This is a genomic window from Ramlibacter sp. (assembly GCF_035627355.1).
In the GTDB taxonomy this organism is placed as follows: domain Bacteria; phylum Pseudomonadota; class Gammaproteobacteria; order Burkholderiales; family Burkholderiaceae_C; genus Ramlibacter.
Genome location: NZ_DASPLW010000006.1, coordinates 1 through 18017 on the forward strand (window position 1 = coordinate 1; position 18017 = coordinate 18017).

An 18017-nucleotide genomic window follows, 5' to 3' on the forward strand; every position below is an offset into this window, starting at 1 on the left:
GCCGCCACCGCTGCGGCCACCGCCGCCGCCGTAGCCGCCACCACCACCACCGTAGCCGCCGCCACCACCACCGCCGTAGCCGCCACCGCCGCCGCCGAAGCCGCGCGGGCGCTGCTCCATCGGGCGAGCTTCATTGACCACGACGCTGCGGCCGCCGAGCGGCTGGCCGTTCATGCCGTTGATCGCGGCTTGGGCCTCGGCATCGCTGCCCATCTCCACGAAGCCGAAGCCCTTGGAGCGGCCGGTGTCGCGCTCCATCATGACCTTGGCGCTGGTGACGGCGCCGAACTGGCTGAAGGCTTGTTCGAGGTCGCTGTCGCGCACGGAGTAGGGCAGGTTCCCTACGTACAGTTTGTTGCCCATTAATGGGACTCCTGGAAAGAACACATTGACAAAGCGATGGAGTCCGGAAAACGCATCAACCGAGAGCGAAGCGAAAGCGACCTGCTCACCGCAAACGTACGTGGCACTGCGTATCCACGTCGATCCATTATGGAGCAGATATCCACCGGACACGCAAGGGGAGCTCCCCCCGGAAAGACCCGGATCAACGCATTTTTTTGCCCCGATGCTGATCCGTACGCGTACCCGATGAGCTGCGCCGGGGTCGCTCGCCGAATGCCGGCGCTGCGCGGCCGCTCCGGGCCGTCTGGAGCGCATTGCTATACTCGCGTTCCATAGCGCCGATTTGCCACCGCTTGCGGGCGCTCAAGAAATGCAGCTAAAGACGCCGATGGAACCCGGTCCGCTTTAGCTGGCCGGGTTTTTTCGTTTTCGGGCCTCATGACGCTGATCGCGCAACCGCAGTCCATGCATTTTTCCGAGCCGCTGTCGCTGCGCAGCGGGGCGACCTTGCAGGACTACGAGCTGGCCTACGAGACCTACGGCACCCTGAACGCCGACCGCAGCAACGCGGTGCTGGTCTGCCACGCGCTCAATGCCTCGCACCACGTGGCCGGGGTCTACGCCGGCAAGGAGCGGTCCGAGGGCTGGTGGGACAGCATGATCGGGCCGGGCAAGCCGGTGGACACCGAGCGCTTCTTCGTGATCGGCGTCAACAACCCGGGCTCCTGCTTCGGCTCGACCGGTCCTATGCACGCCAACCCCGCCACCGGCCGGCCCTGGGGATCCGATTTCCCGGTGGTCACCGTGGAGGACTGGGTCGAGGCGCAGGCGCGGTTGCTCGACCGGCTGGGCATCGAACAGCTGGCCGCCGTGATGGGCGGCAGCCTGGGCGGCATGCAGGCGCTGTCGTGGACGCTGCAATACCCGCAGCGGGTGCGCCATGCGGCGGTGATCGCCAGTGCCCCCAACCTGACGGCGGAGAACATCGCCTTCAACGAGGTCGCGCGCCGCGCCATCGTCACCGACCCCGACTTCCACGGCGGCCACTTCTACGACCACGGCGTGCTGCCGCGGCGCGGCCTGCGCATCGCCCGCATGATCGGCCACATCACGTACCTGTCGGACGACGTGATGAACGAGAAGTTCGGCCGCCAGCTGCGCGACGGGATCGACCTGCGCTACACCACCCAGGACATCGAGTTCCAGATCGAGAGCTACCTGCGCTACCAGGGCGACAAGTTCAGCGAGTACTTCGACGCCAACACCTACCTGCTGATCACCCGCGCGCTGGACTACTTCGACCCGGCGGCCCGCCACGACGGCAACCTGTCGCGGGCGCTGGCGGCGGCGACCGCCCGCTTCCTGCTGGTGAGCTTCACGACCGACTGGCGCTTCTCGCCCAAGCGCAGCCGCGAGATCGTCAAGGCGCTGCTGGACAACCGCCGCGACGTGACCTACGCGGAGATCGATGCGCCGCACGGGCACGACGCCTTCCTGCTCGACGACCCCCGCTACCACGCCGTGGTGCGCGCCTGGTTCGAGCGCATCGCCACGGAGCTGTCGTCATGAGCGACCGCCTCACCATGCACACGATCGCGCGGCTGGTGCCGCAAGGCTCGCGCGTGCTCGACCTGGGCTGCGGCGACGGCGCCCTGCTCGACCTGCTGCAGCGCGAGCGCGGCTGCAGCGGCTACGGCATCGAGATCGCCGACGACAACGTGCTGGCCTGCACCCGGCGCGGGGTCGACGTGATCCAGCTGAACCTGGACGAAGGGCTGTCGATGTTCGGCGACGACAGCTTCGACGTGGTGCTGCAGATCGACACGCTGCAGCACCTGCGCAACGCCGAAACCATGCTGCGCGAGACGGTGCGGGTGGGCAAGCTGGGGATCGTGGCCTTCCCCAACTTCGCGCACTGGCCGAACCGGCTGTCGATCCTGCGCGGGCGCATGCCGGTGACCAAGCGCCTGCCCTACCAGTGGTACGACACGCCCAACATCCGGGTCGGCACCTTCAAGGACTTCGAGGTGCTGGCCACGCGCAACCGGCTGGCGATCCTGGACGCCTTCGGCCTGCAGGAGGGCCGCGAGGTGCGCGGCCTGCCCAACCTGCTGGCGGGCACCGCGGTGTTCAAGTTCGAGCGCGGCTGAGGGCGCGCCGGCCGCCTGCGGCCGCTATCCTTGCATGGATGCACATCCTGATCACCGGCGGCAGCGGCTTCCTGGGCGCGCGCTTGGCCCGCCAGCTGCTGCAACTCGGCGCCCTGTCGTTGGCCGGCGCCCCGGCTACCCGCATCGAGACCCTGACCCTGGCCGACCGCGTCCCGCCGCCGGCCGACCTGCTGACCGACCCGCGCGTGCGCGCCGTCACCGGCGACCTGCTGGATCTCGCCACCGCGCGTGCCCTCCCCGCGGCCGGCACCGCCGCCGTCTTCCATCTGGCTGCGGCCGTCAGTGCCGAATGCGAGGCCGACTTCGACCTCGGCATGCGCAGCAACTTCGCGGCCACCCACGCGCTGCTGGAGGCCTGCCGGGCGACCGGTTCGCGGCCGCTGTTCGTGTTCGCCAGCTCGGTGGCGGTGTTCGGCCGGCAACCGGGCCGCAGCCTGCCCGAACCGATCACCGACGACACCCTGCCCACGCCGCAGGGCAGCTACGGCATCCAGAAGTTCATCGGCGAGCAGCTGGTGGCCGACTACGCGCGCAAGGGCTTCCTGCGCGGCCGCAGCGTGCGCCTGATGACCGTCAGTGTGCGGCCGGGGCGTCCGAATGGCGCCGCCTCGGGCTTCCTCTCGGGGATGATCCGCGAGCCGCTGGCCGGCCAGCGGGCGCAGGTACCGGTGGCGCCGGAAACGGCGGTCGCGCTGTCATCCCCGGCCCGCGCCATCGAGGGCCTGCTGCGCGCGGCCGAAGCACCGGATGCGCAGTGGGGCCCGCCGACGGCGATCAACCTGCCGTCGCTGCGCATCACGGTGGGAGAGATGGCTGCCGCGCTGGAGCGGGTGGCCGGGCGCGACGCCACGGCGTTGCTGGACTGGTCGCCCGATCCCGCCGTGCAGCAGCTGGTCGGCAGCTGGCCGGCGCAGCTGCAGTGGGAGCGCGCCCGTTCGCTCGGGCTGGCCGCCGACGACGGCTTCGAGCAGGTGATCCGCGACTACGCGCGCGAGAACCCGCAGGCCGTGCGCTTGCCCTTGGGTGACTGACATGCCGCGCTTTGCCGCCAACCTGTCGCTGCTCTACCCGGAGCTGCCCTTCCTCGATCGCTTCCAGGCCGCGGCGCGCGACGGCTTCGAAGGCGTCGAGTTCCTGTTCCCCTACGAGCATGCACCGGCCGACATCGCCGCCCGCCTGCGGGACCATGGCCTGCAGCAGGTGCTGTTCAACGCGCCGCCGGGCGATCTCGCCGCCGGCGAGCGGGGCCTGGCCAGCCTGCCCGGCCGCGAGGAAGCGTTCCGCGCCGGCATCCTGCAGGCGCTGCGCTATGCCGAGGTGCTGGGCTGTCCGCGCCTGCACGTGATGGCCGGGCTGGTGGACGGCAACGATCGCGCCGCCCAGCGAAGCTGCTATGTGGCCAACCTGCGCTGGGCCGCGCAGCAGGCCCGCGCGATCGGCGTCGACGTCATGATCGAGCCGATCAATCCGCGCGACGTGCCCGGCTACCTGCTGCAGCGCCAGGACGAGGCCCATGCCGTCGCCGCCGAGGTCGGTGCGCCCAACCTGAAGGTGCAGATGGACCTGTACCACTGCCAGATCGTCGAAGGCGACCTGGCCACCAAGATCCGCGAGTACCTGCCCACCGGGCGGGTCGGGCATTTCCAGATCGCCGGCGTGCCCCAGCGCCACGAACCGGACACCGGCGAGCTGGACTACCCCTGGCTGTTCGGCCTGGTCGACGAAGTGGCGCAGTCCTGCGGCTGGGACGGCTGGATCGGCTGCGAATACCGGCCCGCGCGCGGCGCCGTGCCCGGCGGCACCAGCGCGGGGCTGGGCTGGCTGCGCCGCTGGCGCGATGTCACTTCTTGATCACGCTGATGCTGCCGTCCGCCTCCAGGAAGATGCAGCGCATCTCCTTGAGCGCGCAGTCGTTCTCGCGCAGCACCTTGTGCACGTCCGCCGGGCTGACGCGCTCGCGCCGCAGCACCCGCTCGTACAACTCGCCGTTGCGGCCGATCAGCACCTCGCGGCCTTCCACGGCCTTTTCCAGCGGCTCGTAGTGCGAGGTCAGCCAGCCCAGTGCGAAGTTCAGGCCGACCAGGGTGGCGGCCACGATCAGGCCGCCGCTGACGGAGTCGTCGCCGCCGGAAAGGCCGTTCGAGACCGCCTCGCTCAGCAGCAGCACCACCACCAGGTCGAACGGGGTGAACTGGCCCACGGTGCGCTTGCCCGAGATGCGCACCAGCAGCAGCAAGGCCAGGTAGATGATCAGGCCGCGGGCGATGAACTCCCACCATGGCAGGCTGATGTCGAACATGGCCGGCAGTGGAGCACCGCCGAGCCCGCGCCGCTGTCGGCCTCAGCCGTGTTCCTGCGTACGATGCTGCGCACATGCTGACCCTGCGCGAACCCGCCCACGCCGAGCTGCTGGTGCGCAAGAGCCGCTTCATCGCCTGCGTGCAGCCGGTGGAGGGCCGTGCCGAGGCCCAGGAGGTCGTGGCGCGGCTGCGCTCGGAGCACCCCGGCGCGACCCACGTCTGCTGGGCGCTGCTGGCCGGTGGCCAATCGGCCGCGAACGACGATGGCGAGCCTTCCGGCACGGCCGGTCGGCCGATGCTGGAGGTGTTGCGCCGGCAGGAGCTGGATGGCGTGCTCGCCACCGTGGTGCGCTACTTCGGCGGCATCAAGCTGGGCGCGGGCGGGCTGGTTCGCGCCTATACCGACGCCGTCGCCCAGGCCCTGCTGCAAGCGCACAAGGTCCCGCCCCAACGCACAGTGATGCTGGCGGTCGAGGTGCCATACGAACTGGAAGGGCTGGTGCGCCGCGAGGCGGCGGCCCACGGTGCCGAACTGCTGCAGGCCGTGCACGGTGCCGAGGTGTCGCTGCTGCTGTCGGCGACCGAGGACGCCGCGCAGGCGCTGCGCGCGCGGCTCGACGACATCGGCAAGGGCCAGCTGCGCTGGCGCGAGCCGGACTGAGCCGTTCAGACCGTCAGGATGTACTCCTGGCCGTCGAGCAGCTGCTCGACCTGCGCGGCGTTGGGGCCGACCTGTTCCACCGCTTCGCGCAGCTGCGCTTCGTTGCAGGTGAAGCGCTTGGTCCACCAGCTCACCTCGCGGGGGTTGTCCATGTCGATGAGCCCGCGGTTGGCGGGCACCGTGTCGAATGTGAAGGCCATGGCCTGTTGCTCCGTTTTCCAAATGAATTCTTTGACGGGCTCCATTGGGCCGTGTTGGCAACGCCGTGCTTGCCCGTTGTCGGCGGAAGCCCATGTCATCTACTTCCTACGCTCGTGCCACATGAGCGTGCACACGTAACGGATGCACACCGCTGACGCAGTGCCGAAACGAGTCGGCGCGCGTGCGCGTGCCGTTTTCTGCTAGTCGGAGGGGGTGTGACCCAGCCGTTCCAGGAAGGCGAGTGCCGCGGCCGGTGCGCGCTCCTTGGCGCCATTGATGAAGAACACGAAGGCATCGCGCGGCCGGGGACCCTCGCTCCACGCCCGGGCGCCGGCAGCCCACTGGTCCAGCGACTCGGCGGGATAGCCGCTAGCCAGCTCCGGCTGGCTGCGCATCAGCCGCAGGTAGGCGAACGGCGCATCGGCGTCGGCGATGTTCGGGTAGCGCGGCGAATCGGTGTGCACGGTGACGCAGCCATGCCGGCGTGCCAGCTCCAGCCAGCCCGGATCCAGGAAGCTCGGATGGCGCACTTCCAGCACGTGCCGCAGCGGCACCGGCCCCAGGGTGCGCGGCAGCAGCGCCAGGAAGGACGCCATCTCCTGAGCGTCGAAGGCCTTGGTCGGCATCAGTTGCCAGAGGATGGGCCCCAGCTTGGACCCGAGCTCGTCGAGCCCGGATCCGAGGAAGCGATCGATCGCCTCGCGCGCGCTGCCGAGGTCGCGCCGGTTGGTGGTCGAGCGATGCGCCTTGATCGCGAAGACGAAGCCCTCCGGCGTTTCGTCGCGCCAGCGGGCGAAGGTGGCCGGCTTGAAGGTGCTGTAGAAGGTGCCGTTGACCTCGATGGCGGTGAGCCGCCGGCTGGCCCAGTGCAGCTCCTGGCTGTGCGGCAGCCCGGGCGGGAAGAAGGTGCCGCGCCAGGGCTCGTAGTTCCAGCCGCCGACCCCGACATGGATGCGCCCCGTGCTGCTCATCGGCGGTCTCCTTGCATGTGGCTCCACTTTATCTGCCGTCGTACAGTGGCACCTCGATCTTCGAGGGAAATCCCAGATGAATGCCCCCCTGCACCGCGAAATCCCTGCCGCTGCGCTCGATCCGGCCCGGGCGCTGGCGCATGCCAGCGAGCAATGGGACCGCGACATCGTCCGCCAGCTCACCGACTACATCGCCATCCCGGCCAAGTCGCCCGGCTTCGATCCCGACTGGGAGCGGCACGGCCATATCGAGACCGTGCTGCGCAACGCAGCGGCCTGGGTCGAGGCGCAGAAGGTCCCCGGCCTGAAGCTGGAGATCGTGCGCCTGCCCGGGCGCACGCCGGTGCTGTTCTTCGAGATCGAGGCGACCCGTGCCGGGCCCGGCCAGACGGTGCTGATGTACGGCCACCTGGACAAGCAGCCGGAGTTCAGCGGCTGGCGCGCCGACCTCGGGCCGTGGACCCCGAAATACGAGGACGGCAAGCTCTATGGCCGCGGCGGCGCCGACGACGGCTATGCGGTCTACGCCAGCATCGCCGCGGTGCAGGCCCTCAAGGCCCAGCAGGTGCCGCATCCGCGGGTGGTCGGCCTGATCGAGACCTGCGAGGAATCGGGCTCCTACGACCTGCTGCCCTATGTGGACGCGCTGCGTCCGCGGCTCGGCGACGTCGGGCTGGTGGTGTGCCTGGACTCGGGCGCCGGCAACTACGACCAGCTGTGGCTGACCACGTCGCTGCGCGGCATGGCTGCCGGCACGCTGAAGGTGCAGGTGCTGACCGAAGGCGTGCACTCGGGCGATGCGTCGGGGCTGGTGCCTTCGAGCTTCCGGATCCTGCGCCAGGTGCTGGACCGGCTGGAGGACAGCCGGTCCGGCCGCCTGCTCCCGGCCAGCTTCCACTGCGAGGTGCCGGCGGTGCGGCTGGAGCAGGCGCGGGCGACCGCCGCCATCCTGGGCGACGAGGTCTACAAGCGCTTCCCCTGGGCGCATGCCGATTGCGGCGGCGCCAGCCAGTCGGCGCTGCCCACCACCACCGATCCGGTGCAGGCGCTGATCAACCGCACCTGGACGCCCACGCTGTCGGTCACCGGTGCCGAGGGCCTGCCGCCGCTGCAGGACGCCGGCAACGTGCTGCGGCCCTACACCGCCTTCAGGCTGTCGCTGCGCCTGCCGCCGCTGGTCGACGCCGCAGCCGCGGTGCAGGAGCTCAAGGCCCTGCTCGAGGACAACGCGCCCTACCAGGCGGTGGTCACGTTCGAGGCCGGCAGCGCCGCCACCGGCTGGAACGCGCCGGATACGGCGCCCTGGTTCGCACAGGCGCTGGACGCAGCATCCCAGGCCCATTTCGGCGCGCCCTGCGGCTACATCGGCCAAGGCGGCACCATCCCATTGATGAGCCTGCTGAGCCAGGGCTTCCCGACCGCCCAGATGATGGTCTGCGGGGTGCTCGGGCCGCGCAGCAACGCGCACGGCCCCAACGAGTTCCTGCACGTGCCGTACGCCAAGCGGCTCACCGCGGCGGTGGCCGAAGTCATGGCCCGGATGCCCTGAGCGCGGCCCGGTGGCCGGCCACTTGATCAGGGTCAGTGCCGATGGCGGCGGGCTGCCGGCAGAGCCATGATCGCCGCCCCATGATGCCGGCCTCGACCGCGACCCTGTCCACCTTCACCGCCAGCGATGGCGACAACCTCGTGCTGCGCGACTGGCCGGTGGCCGAGGGCGTCCCGCTGCGTGGCGTGGTGCTGCTGGTGCACGGGCTGGGCGAGCACGCGGGCCGCTACGAGCACCTCGCGCGCGAGCTCAACAGCTGGGGTTTCGCCGTGCGCGGCTACGACCAGTTCGGTCACGGTGAATCGGGCGGGCCGCGCGGCGGCCTGCCGAGCGACGGGCGGCTGGTCGACGACCTCGCCGAGATGGTGCAGAGCGCCCGCACGCGCACGCCCGACGGGGTGCCGCTGATCGTGCTCGGGCACAGCATGGGTGGCCTGGTGGCGGCGCAGTACGCGGCCGCGCATCCGGCCTCGATCGATGCGCTGGTGCTCTCGTCGCCCGCCCTGGGCACCCGCGTGTCCGGCCTGCAGAAGCTGCTGCTGCGCACGCTGCCGCGGCTGGCGCCCGACCTGCGGCTGGGCAACGGCCTGCAGACCCGCTGGTTGTCGCACGATCCGGAGGTCGAGCGCGCCTACCGGGCCGACCCGCTGGTGCACGACCGCATCAGTGCGCGGCTCGCGGGCTTCATCACCGGCGGAGGCCGGCCGGTGGTGGCGCAGGCGCCGCAGTGGAAGGTGCCGACCCTGCTGATGTATGCCGGCCAGGACCGGCTGGTGGATTCGGCCGGCAGCCGGGCGTTCGCGGCCGCAGCCCCCTCGCAACTGGTCACCAGCCACTGCTTCCAGGATCTCTACCACGAGATCTTCAACGAGGCCGACGCGCAGCCGGTGTTCGATTGCCTGCGCCGCTGGCTGGACGAGCGCGCGCCGGCTGGCGCCGCGCAACTGGCCCGGGCCGCTTAGGCTGCCCCGCCCACGGGGGCGCGGCGCTCGCGCAGCGCCAGCCAGGCCAGCGCCGCGGCGGTCACCGCCACCGGCAGCAGCGAGCCCCAGTTCAGCAGCGACCAGCCGGAGGTGGTGACCAGCACCCCGGACGCCAGCGAGCTCAGCGCCAGCGTCGCCATGACGAAGAAGTTGAGCGCGCCCTGCGCCTTGTCCCGCTCTTCGGGGCGGTACGTCGACAGCGACAGCGTGGTGCTGCCGGTGAACAGGAAATTCCACCCCATGCCGAGCAGGAACAGCGCCACCAGGAACTGCTGCAGTTCCACTCCGGAGAGCGCCACCGCGATGCACACCAGGTTCAGCACCACACCGGCGCCCATCACCGCCAGCGCCCCGAAGCGCTTGATCAGGCTACCGGTGAAGAAGCCGGGCGCGAACATGCCGATCACGTGCCACTCCAGCACCAGCGCCGCGTCGCCGAACGGCAGGCCGCACTGCTGCATGGCGATTGGCGTGGCCGCCATCAGCAGGTTCATCACCCCATAGCTCAGGGCACCGGCCGCCGCGGCGACGATGAAGGCCGGCTGGCGCATCAGCTCGCCCAGCGGCCGCCCGGCTGACAGGCTGGCGCGCGGCGGTGCCGGCGGGAAGCGCAGCAAGGCCATCAGGGCCATCGACAGCAGCGCCACCGCGGCGAGTGCGAGGTAGGCGCCGGCGAAGGGCACGGCGAACAGGTCCCGCGTGCGCGCCGCCAGGTTGGGTCCGGCGACGGCGCCGAGCAGCCCGCCTGCCATCACCAACGACACCGCCTTCTCGCGCGCCGGCACGTCCACCAGCTCCGCCGCGGCGAAGCGGTACAGGCCGGCATTGGCGTTGTAGTAGCCGGCCACCACGGTGGCGGTGCACAGCAGCCAGAAGTTGCGGGTGACGGCGGCATACGCACACAGCAGCGCCGCCAGCAGCGCCACCAGCAGCCCGGCCTGGAACGAGCGCTGGCGCCCCCATTGCTGCTGCGTGCGCGCGACCAGCCCGGTGGACAGCGCGCCGCCGACCACGTAGCCCATCACCGGCAGCGTCGCCAGCCAGCCGACGGGCGCCAGGGCCAGTCCCACCAGGCCGTTGATGGCGATGAAGGTGACGTTGTTGGTCAGGTACAGGCCCTGGCAGGCGGCCAGCAACCACAGCGAGCGATTCATCGGAGGGCTCCGGGTTCGTGTGCCAGGGTCAGCACGGAGAGTGCCGCGAGCGGCGCGGTTTCGGCGCGCAGCACGCGCGGGCCCAGCGTCACCGGCTCGAAGCCCGCGGCTAGGGCGGCGGCTTCCTCGCGCGGCGACAGGCCGCCTTCGGGCCCCGACAGCAGCAGCACGGGCGAGGCATGCGGCAGGGCGGCCAGCGGGCGCGCGCCGGATGACAGCGAGAGCACCCTCAAGGCCATGCCGGTCGGCGGCTGCCAGCGGCCCAGCTCGGCCAGCGGATGGATGCGGGGCACGCGATTGCCGCCGCACTGCTCGCAGGCAGCGGCTGCGATCGCCTGCCAGTGCGCCTGCTTGCGGCCGGCGCGCTCGCCGGCCAGCCGCAGCACGCTGCGTTCGGTCACCAGCGGCTGCAGGCTGGCGGCTCCCAGCTCCGCCGCTTTTTCCACCAGCCAGTCCATGCGCTCGTTGGCCGGCACGCCGACCGCGAGGTGGACGGCCACGGCCGGCTCGCGCTCGATGGCCTGGTGCTCGCCGACGCGCACCTGGACATCGCTGCGGCCCATGCGCTCGATGCGGGCCTTCCATTCGCCGCCCTCGCCGTCGAACAGGGTGAGCGCGTCGCCGGGCTGCAGCCGCAGCACCTGCACGTGCCGCGCAGCCGCCGGCGGCAACGCCAGCGACTCGCCCGCACGCAGGGGCCTGGGGCAGTGCAGGCGCGGCATCGGGCGGTGCCGGTCAGATCCGGCCGAACGCGTAGCCGGTGGCCGTCTCGGTGCCCTCGACCTCGTCGACCAGCCGCAGCAGCGGCGCCAGCTCGCGGTAGCGACCGGCGGTAGCGCGGATATAGCCGATGAAGCGCGGCGTGTCGGCCAGGTACTTCGGCTTGCCGTCGCGCAGGGTGAGGCGGGCGAAGATGCCGGCCACCTTGAGGTGCCTCTGCAGCCCCATCCACTCGACCGCCCGATAGAACTCGCCGAAGTCGCTGCCCACCGGAAGGCCGGCCTTGAGCGCCTTCTCCCAGTAGCGCACGGTGATGTCGAGCACGAACTCCTCGTCCCAGCTCAGGAACGCATCGCGCATCAGGCTGGCGATGTCGTAGGTGATCGGGCCGTGCACCGCATCCTGGAAGTCGAGCACGCCGAGCCGCGGCTCGCTGCCGCTGGACGGGAGCATCAGGTTGCGCGGCATGAAGTCGCGGTGCACATAGACCGCTGCCGACGACAGGTTCTGGCGAACGATCAGCCCGAAGGCCTGGTCCAGCGTCTCCCGCAGCGAGCCTTCCACACGGATGCCGCGGTGGCGGGCGAGGTACCAGTCGGGGAACAGCGCCAGCTCGCGCGCCAGCAGCGCCTCGTCGTAGGACGGCAGCACCCCGGGCCGCGAAGCGAGCTGCCACGCCAGCAGGGCTTCGATGGCCTGCTGGAACCAGGGCCGGGCGGCATCGGGTTGCTGCGGGTCGAGCACCTCGATCAGGGTGCGCCGGCCCAGGTCGTCCAGCAGCATGAAGCCCTGCGGCTCGTCCCAGGCGAGCACGCGCGGCACATGCAGGCCGGCCTCGGCCATCAGCTGCGCCACGCGCACGAAGGGGCGGCAATCCTCCTTGTCGGGCGGCGCATCCATCACGATGCGGCTGCCGCCGGCACCGTCGAGGCGCAGGTAACGGCGGAAGCTGGCATCGGCCGAGGCCGGGCGCAGTGTCGAAGGATCGAGTCCGTGCGCCGGCGCGACCCCTTCGAGCCATGCACGGAAAGCCTGCTCGCGGCGGGGATCGGCCCAGTGCACGGCAGTGGCCGCGCCGGCGTCCGGCGCCGGGGTGGAATGGGGATCGCTCATGGATAATCCATTCTACAAACGCCCCCTGCGCCCGGCCCTGTGCTTGCTGCGCGGTTTTCGATCGACAGCCGACACGCCTTGAACCCCCGGAACCCGCGCACGAACTTCAGGCTCGCACCCCTTGCGTTGGCCGCTTTCGGGCTCCTGCACGGCGGGCAGGCGGTGGCGCAGCTATCGGCGCCGCTGGAGCTGGCGCCTTCGCCCATGCTGCGCGAGGACATCCCGCCGGAAGTGCGCGGGAAGCTGCCCACCTTCGTGTTCGGCGACCACATCACCGGCCGTCCCGACCTGGATACCACCGTCGAGGGCCGTGCCGAGCTGCGTCGCGGCGACACGGTGATCAAGGCCGACCGCATGGAGTACTGGCAGCCGGACGACCTGGCCAAGGCGCGCGGCAACGTGCGCATCAACCGGGCCGGCAACGTTTTCGAGGGGCCCTACCTCGAGCTGAAGGTGGATGCCTTCGAGGGCTTCTTCACCCAGCCCGACTACCGGCTGCTGCGCAACGATGCCTACGGCGAGGCCTCGCGGGTGGACTTCCTGGACGAGAAGCGCTCGGTCATCCGCGACGCCACCTACACCACCTGCCAGCGCGAGGACTACCCGGGCTGGATGCCGCCCTGGCTGCTGAAGGCGGCCAACATCCGCATCGACCAGGAGGAAGAGGTCGGCATGGCGACCGACGCCCTCCTGAGCTTCTACGACGTCCCCATCCTGCCGATCCCGCGCCTGAGTTTCCCGCTGACGGACAAGCGCAAGTCGGGCCTGCTGCCGCCGGTGTTCGGCGTCGACAGCATCAATGGCATCGAGTACACGCAGCCGTACTACTGGAACATCGCGCCCAACCGCGACGCGACGTTCTACCCGTCGCTGATGAGCAAGCGGGGCATCGACCTGGGCGCCGAGTTCCGCTACCTCGAGTCGGACTACACCGGCGAGATCCAGGCCAACCTGATGCCCACCGACCGCCTGCGCGACCGCAGTCGCTGGGGCTACAACTGGCGGCACAGTGGCGGGCTGACGGTGCCGGTGATCGGCCGGGCCGCGGTCGCCCTGAACCTGAACCGGGTCAGCGACGACGACTACTGGCGCGATTTCTCCCGCGCCACCTCCTCGCTCACCCAGCGCCTGCTGGCCAACGATGCCGTGCTGCAGTGGAGCCGCGGCTACTGGGTCTACACCGCCCGGGCGCTCAAGTGGCAGACGCTGCAGGACGTCACGTCGCCCATCACGCCGCCGTACGACCAGGCACCGCAACTGGTCGCGACCTACCTGCGGCAGGACCTGCCCTTGGGGCTGGAAGGCCGGTTCGACGTGGACACGACCCGGTTCGAGTCGGTGCCGGGGCTGACGGGGCAGCCCAACGCCCAGCGCACCTTCATGCTCGGTCGCATCGAGCGGCCCTGGCAGGCGCCAGGGTGGTTCGTGACGCCGCGCGTGCAGTTCCATGCCACCCAGTACGGCTTCGACTCGCCGTTGGCCAACGGCCGCCGCAGCGCCAGCCGCACCCTGCCGATCTTCAGCCTGGACAGCGGGCTGGTGTTCGAGCGCGAGGCCAGTTTCTTCGGGCGCAGCTTCCTGCAGACCCTTGAGCCGCGCGCCTTCTACGTCTACACGCCGTTCCGCGACCAGTCGCTGCTGCCCCTCTACGACACCGGCGCCACCGACTTCAACTTCGCGACGATCTATACCGAGAACGCGTTCAGCGGCCACGACCGGATCGCCGACAACAACCTGCTGACGCTGGGCGCCACGACACGCCTGATCGACCCCGACACCGGCGCCGAGGCCGCCAAGTTCGGCGTCGCGCAGCGCCTGCGCTTCAAGGACCAGCGGGTCACCCTGCCCGGCGGCTCGCCGGTCAGCGAGCGCCTGTCCGACATCATGTTCGGGGCCACCCTGAACTGGAACCCGACGTGGTCGCTGGACTCCACCGTCCAGTACAACCCCAAGACCCGGCGCTCCGAACGCGTGACCGTCGGCGGCCGCTACAACCCCGGCAACTACCGCGTGGTGAGCGCCGCCTACCGCCTGCAGCGTGGCCAGTCCGAGCAGATCGACATCGGCTGGCAATGGCCGCTGAACGACCTCTGGGGTGATCGCGGACTGGATCTCGGGCCGGGCCGCGGCCAGGGCGGCGGCCGCTGGTATTCGGTGGGCCGACTGAACTTCAGCCTGCGGGACCGGCGCATCGTCGATACCGTGATCGGCCTGGAGTACGACGCCTGCTGCTGGATCGGCCGCGTGGTGCTGGAGCGGCTGCAAAGCAGCCTGAACAGCTCCAGCAAGCGCATCATGTTCCAGCTCGAATTCGTCGGCTTCAGCCGGCTCGGCACCAACCCGATCAGCTCGCTGCGCCAGAATATCCCGCGCTACCAGCTGCTGCGCGACCGCAACCTCGTGGTCCCGCCGAGCCGCTTCACCAATTACGAGTGAGACCCTTGTCGTCATGAACCCCCGTGCCCTCGCCCTCGTGCTGGCCGGCGCCGCCGCGCTGTCCATGCCCGCCGTCGCGCAGTTGCGCGTCTCGCCGCAGATCGGCAGCGCGCCCGTCACGCGGGCGCCCGGTCCGCGGCCGGCCGACCACATCGTGGCGGTCGTCAATTCCGAGCCGATCACCAACAACGAGGTGCGGACCCGCCTGCTGCGTTTCGAGCAGCAGCTCGCCCAGCAGGGCGCTGCGTTGCCGCCCCGAGCGGAACTCGCCCAGCTGGTGCTCGAGCGCCTAATCAGCGAGAAGGCGCAGCTGCAGCATGCCCGCGAGAGCGGCATCCGCATCAGCGACGTGATGGTGGACCAGGCCGAGCAGAACTTCGCCCGCCAGAACGGCATGGACGTGGCCCAGCTGCATCGCCGGCTGGCCGCCGAAGGCATGGACGCCGCCAGCTTCCGCGAGGACCTGCGCAACCAGCTGCTGCTCACGCGCCTGCGCGAGCGCGAGGTGGACCAGCGCGTCAAGGTCAGCGAGCAGGAGGTGGACCAGTACCTGCGCGAGCAGGCCACCAACCCCGGCGCCGAGGTCGAGCTGAACCTGGGCCACATCCTGGTGGCGGTGCCGGAGAACGCCAGCGAGGAGCAGGTGCGCGCCGCCCAGGCCAAGGCCCGGCAGGTGCAGGAGCGCGCCCGGGCCGGCGAGGAATTCGGCAAGCTGGCACGCGAGTTCTCGGATGCGCCGGGCGCCGCCCAGAGCGGCGGCCAGATGGGGCTGCGCAGTGCCGATCGCTACCCGCCGCTGTTCGTCCAGGCCGTGCAGTCGCTGCCGCCGGGCGGCATCAGCGAGGTGCTGCGATCGGGGGCGGGCTTCCACGTGCTCAAGCTGCTGGATCGACGCAAGGAGGGGATGCCGGGGGCGACCGTCACCCAGAGCCACGTGCGGCACATCCTGCTGCGCCCTGGGCCGCAGTTGAGCGAAAGCCGGGCGGCCGAACGGCTGGCCGAATTCAAGCGTCGCATCCAGGCCGGGCAGGCCGATTTCGCCCAGCTGGCGCGCGAGCACTCGCAGGATGGCAGCGCCCAGAACGGCGGCGACCTCGGGTGGACCAACCCCGGCATGTTCGTGCCGGAGTTCGAGGAAGTGGTCGATGCGCTGGCCCCCGGGCAGATCGCCGATCCGCTGGTGTCGCGTTTCGGCGTCCACCTGGTGCAGCTGCTCGAGCGGCGCGTGGCCAAGCTGACCGAGCGCGAGCAGCGCGAGATCGCCCGCAACACCGTGCGCGAGAAGAAGCTGGACGAGGCCTACGCGCAGTGGGCCCAGGAGGTGCGCGGGCGCGCCTGGGTCGAGATGCGCGAGCCGCCGACCTGACCTTGGACCGCGCCCACCACCGGCCCCGCAAGCGCTTCGGCCAGCACTTCCTGGCCGACCTGGCCGTGATCGACGCCATCGTGCGGGCGATCGCGCCGCGGCCGGGGCAGGCGATGGTGGAGATCGGGCCCGGCCTCGCCGCGCTGACCCAGCCTTTGGTCGAGCGGACCGGCCGGCTGACCGTGATCGAGCTCGACCGCGACCTGGCCGCCCGCCTGCGGCAGCATCCGCTATTGGACGTGGTGGAGAGCGACGTGCTGAAGGTCGACTTCACCGCGCTGGCGGCCCGGCTCGGCAACCCTCGGCTGCGGATCGTGGGCAACCTGCCCTACAACATCTCGACACCCATCCTGTTCCACCTGCTGGCGCACGTGGATTCCGTCGAGGACCAGCACTTCATGCTGCAGAAGGAAGTGGTCGACCGCATGGTGGCCGAGCCCTGCACCGCCGATTACGGGCGGTTGTCGGTGATGCTGCAGTGGCGCTATGAGATGGAGGATGTGCTGCCCGTGCCGCCCACCGCCTTCGATCCGCCGCCCAAGGTGGACAGTGCGGTGGTCCGGATGGTCCCGCGGCCTTCGCCCGCGCCGGTCGACGCCGCCGGCCTGTCGGAGCTGGTCCAGGTCGCCTTCAGCCAGCGCCGCAAGCTGCTGCGGCACACGCTGGGCAAATGGCTGGAACGGAAGGCGTTCGGCGGGACCTTCGACCTGCAGCGCCGGGCCGAGGAGGTGCCGGTGGCCGAATACCTGGCCTTGGCCGGGAGCGTGGCTTCCGGTGTTCCGGCGGACGGTGCAGCCTAGCCGGCCGCGACCGTCCAGGCGAAAAAAAGCCGGGTGCCCATGCACCCGGCTTTTCGTTCCGATCACGGTTGCTTGCGCCGTCTCACGCCGCCGCGAGCCAGTACCCCGCATTGAACGGGCTGCTCATGCGCAGCGCCAAGGGGGACACGTCCACCAGCTTGTCGGTGGGCATCTTCTCGCCGTTGTCGGTGACGGGCGCCGCAACTTCGGTGCCCTGGGCCTCGTTCGCCCGTTCTGCTTGGCCAGCTTGTGCAGAACGGGCTACAGAAAAGAATAGAAGCACCGGAACGGTATCTTCCGGTCCCCCCAGTAGTCGGCCGTGTCGCGGAAGATGTCGAGCAACTGCTCGCGCGCTTCCTTGTCGAACTTGGCCGTAGCGGGGATCTGCTCCAGCACCACCACGAAGCCGGGCTGCGGACCGGACTTGTGGACGGGGTCCGTCATGCAGTCGTACAGCGCATCGAAATTCTTGCCGAAGTGGGCGGGCAGGATGAATTGCTGGGCGATCAGGTCCAGCACGTCCTGCTTGCTCTGTGCCGCGGCCAGGTTGGCATACAGGAAGTGGTGGCCGAGCGCGCGGGCCGTGTCCTGCAGGTCCTGCACCCGGAAGGCCCGGATGGACTGCACGATGTTGCTGCGCACGCCCTTCAGGGGCGTGTCGCTGATGTCGGGGCGAAGGGGTTTATCCATCTCCGCGTCTCTTTCCATGGCTGTCAAAAACAGATCCCGCTTCATCTCAGGGCTCCACGATCTTGCGAAAACTGGCGTAGTGGTCGGCGGTGTAGTAACAAGCGTCCGGCAGCCGAGGCTTTCCACCGCACACGATGCGCCGGGCCCCCCGGTCGCGCGATCCCGGCGTCTCCACGGTGTACTCGCGCCAATAGCCGCGCTTGTTGGACGGCAGCAAGCGCTCGCGGTTGAAGAACACCGAGCCGTCCTTCTGGTAGGGGAACGGTCCACCCTGGCGGATCAGCTCGAAGGTCTTCCGGCCCTGCAACGGCAGTTCAGACAGCGATACGGTGGCTTCCACCGCATCGGCCGGACCCCCCGAGGGGCCCTTGGCGGCCACCGGCTCGACACCGGTGAACAGGGCTGCGAACAAGAAGCTTGTGAGCGCTAACTTGAAAGCAGCGACACGCGCCATGAACAACTTCGGACCTTCTGGGTGACCTTCGAACGCCAACCGGATGGCACCTCCGGGCCCTTCAGGCCCTCGGGGTTAACCCGGAAAATCAAGGGCGCTAGTG

General features: G+C 70.2%; 19 protein-coding genes. 10 read left to right on the forward strand and 9 right to left on the reverse strand.

Translation table 11 applies throughout. From position 1 onward, the window contains the following. Positions 1–363 (reverse strand): RNA-binding protein (locus VEC03_RS01230; protein ID WP_324912305.1); only part of this gene is annotated, 363 nt, incomplete at its 3' end. 420 nt (positions 364–783) lie between these two features. Between VEC03_RS01230 and metX the strand changes: the two genes are divergently transcribed. The 4 genes from metX to otnI are packed head-to-tail and all read left to right on the forward strand — an operon-like array spanning position 784 to position 4367. Beyond that, the gene (gene metX, locus VEC03_RS01235; protein WP_324912306.1) at positions 784–1914 is read left to right on the forward strand and encodes a homoserine O-succinyltransferase MetX; all 1131 of its coding nucleotides are present in this window, start codon (positions 784–786) and stop codon (positions 1912–1914) included. Continuing rightward, positions 1911–2495 (forward strand): methionine biosynthesis protein MetW, encoded by a 585-nt coding sequence (gene metW / locus VEC03_RS01240; RefSeq protein WP_324912307.1) that lies wholly within the window; start codon positions 1911–1913, stop codon positions 2493–2495. The genes metX and metW overlap by 4 nt, the downstream gene beginning before the upstream one ends. A 38-nt stretch (positions 2496–2533) precedes the next feature. Continuing rightward, the gene (gene denD, locus VEC03_RS01245; protein WP_324912308.1) at positions 2534–3547 is read left to right on the forward strand and encodes a D-erythronate dehydrogenase; all 1014 of its coding nucleotides are present in this window, start codon (positions 2534–2536) and stop codon (positions 3545–3547) included. 1 nt (position 3548) lies between these two features. After that, positions 3549–4367, forward strand: coding sequence for a 2-oxo-tetronate isomerase (otnI, locus tag VEC03_RS01250; RefSeq protein WP_324912309.1), 819 nt, complete (start codon positions 3549–3551; stop codon positions 4365–4367). Here the strand turns inward: otnI and VEC03_RS01255 are convergent. Then, positions 4357–4815 (reverse strand): DUF421 domain-containing protein, encoded by a 459-nt coding sequence (locus VEC03_RS01255; RefSeq protein ID WP_324912310.1) that lies wholly within the window; start codon positions 4813–4815, stop codon positions 4357–4359. The two genes, otnI and VEC03_RS01255, sit on opposite strands and share 11 nt — an antisense overlap. 74 nt (positions 4816–4889) lie before the next feature. Between VEC03_RS01255 and VEC03_RS01260 the strand changes: the two genes are divergently transcribed. Continuing rightward, positions 4890–5477, forward strand: a complete 588-nt coding sequence (locus tag VEC03_RS01260) for a YigZ family protein (RefSeq protein ID WP_324912311.1) — start codon at positions 4890–4892, stop codon at positions 5475–5477. Positions 5478–5482: 5 nt separating this feature from the next. Here VEC03_RS01260 and VEC03_RS01265 read toward each other — a convergent pair whose 3' ends face one another. Both VEC03_RS01265 and VEC03_RS01270 read right to left on the reverse strand, forming a co-directional pair. Further along, a complete protein-coding gene (locus VEC03_RS01265) occupies positions 5483–5677 on the reverse strand; it encodes a DUF3606 domain-containing protein (protein ID WP_324912312.1) in 195 nt (64 codons plus the stop codon). 201 nt (positions 5678–5878) lie between these two features. Then, positions 5879–6649: a DUF72 domain-containing protein gene (locus tag VEC03_RS01270; RefSeq protein ID WP_324912313.1), complete on the reverse strand. Its 771-nt coding sequence runs from the start codon at positions 6647–6649 to the stop codon at positions 5879–5881. Positions 6650–6725: 76 nt separating this feature from the next. On the opposite strand from VEC03_RS01270, the gene VEC03_RS01275 reads away from it, so the two are divergent. Together VEC03_RS01275 and VEC03_RS01280 are read left to right on the forward strand one after the other, a co-directional pair. Beyond that, a complete protein-coding gene (locus VEC03_RS01275; protein WP_324912314.1) occupies positions 6726–8198 on the forward strand; it encodes a M20 family metallopeptidase in 1473 nt (490 codons plus the stop codon). Positions 8199–8278: 80 nt separating this feature from the next. After that, positions 8279–9160, forward strand: a complete 882-nt coding sequence (locus VEC03_RS01280; RefSeq protein ID WP_324912315.1) for a lysophospholipase — start codon at positions 8279–8281, stop codon at positions 9158–9160. On the opposite strand, the gene VEC03_RS01285 is transcribed toward VEC03_RS01280, so the two are convergent. Genes VEC03_RS01285 through VEC03_RS01295 form a run of 3 tightly spaced genes read right to left on the reverse strand, consistent with a single transcriptional unit; the run spans position 9157 to position 12168 of the window. Further along, positions 9157–10335, reverse strand: a complete 1179-nt coding sequence (locus VEC03_RS01285) for an MFS transporter (protein ID WP_324912316.1) — start codon at positions 10333–10335, stop codon at positions 9157–9159. The two genes, VEC03_RS01280 and VEC03_RS01285, sit on opposite strands and share 4 nt — an antisense overlap. Beyond that, positions 10332–11057: a 16S rRNA (uracil(1498)-N(3))-methyltransferase gene (locus VEC03_RS01290; protein WP_324912317.1), complete on the reverse strand. Its 726-nt coding sequence runs from the start codon at positions 11055–11057 to the stop codon at positions 10332–10334. Before VEC03_RS01290 ends, VEC03_RS01285 begins: the two co-directional genes overlap by 4 nt. Before the next feature lie 13 nt (positions 11058–11070). Continuing rightward, positions 11071–12168, reverse strand: coding sequence for an aminoglycoside phosphotransferase family protein (locus VEC03_RS01295; RefSeq protein WP_324912318.1), 1098 nt, complete (start codon positions 12166–12168; stop codon positions 11071–11073). A gap of 126 nt (positions 12169–12294) precedes the next feature. Here VEC03_RS01295 and VEC03_RS01300 point away from each other — a divergent pair, with 126 nt between their 5' ends. Genes VEC03_RS01300 through rsmA form a run of 3 tightly spaced genes read left to right on the forward strand, consistent with a single transcriptional unit; the run spans position 12295 to position 16770 of the window. Further along, positions 12295–14604: an LPS-assembly protein LptD gene (locus tag VEC03_RS01300; RefSeq protein WP_414708441.1), complete on the forward strand. Its 2310-nt coding sequence runs from the start codon at positions 12295–12297 to the stop codon at positions 14602–14604. A gap of 13 nt (positions 14605–14617) precedes the next feature. Beyond that, positions 14618–15970, forward strand: coding sequence for a peptidylprolyl isomerase (locus VEC03_RS01305; RefSeq protein ID WP_324912319.1), 1353 nt, complete (start codon positions 14618–14620; stop codon positions 15968–15970). Positions 15971–15972: 2 nt separating this feature from the next. Then, on the forward strand, positions 15973–16770 hold the full coding sequence (gene rsmA / locus VEC03_RS01310) for a 16S rRNA (adenine(1518)-N(6)/adenine(1519)-N(6))-dimethyltransferase RsmA (RefSeq protein WP_324912320.1): 798 nt from the start codon (positions 15973–15975) through the stop codon (positions 16768–16770). 261 nt (positions 16771–17031) lie between these two features. On the opposite strand, the gene VEC03_RS01315 is transcribed toward rsmA, so the two are convergent. Together VEC03_RS01315 and VEC03_RS01320 are read right to left on the reverse strand one after the other, a co-directional pair. Further along, positions 17032–17460: a barstar family protein gene (locus tag VEC03_RS01315; protein WP_324912321.1), complete on the reverse strand. Its 429-nt coding sequence runs from the start codon at positions 17458–17460 to the stop codon at positions 17032–17034. A gap of 46 nt (positions 17461–17506) precedes the next feature. Continuing rightward, positions 17507–17914: a ribonuclease gene (locus tag VEC03_RS01320; protein ID WP_324912322.1), complete on the reverse strand. Its 408-nt coding sequence runs from the start codon at positions 17912–17914 to the stop codon at positions 17507–17509. Positions 17915–18017 lie beyond the last annotated feature (103 nt).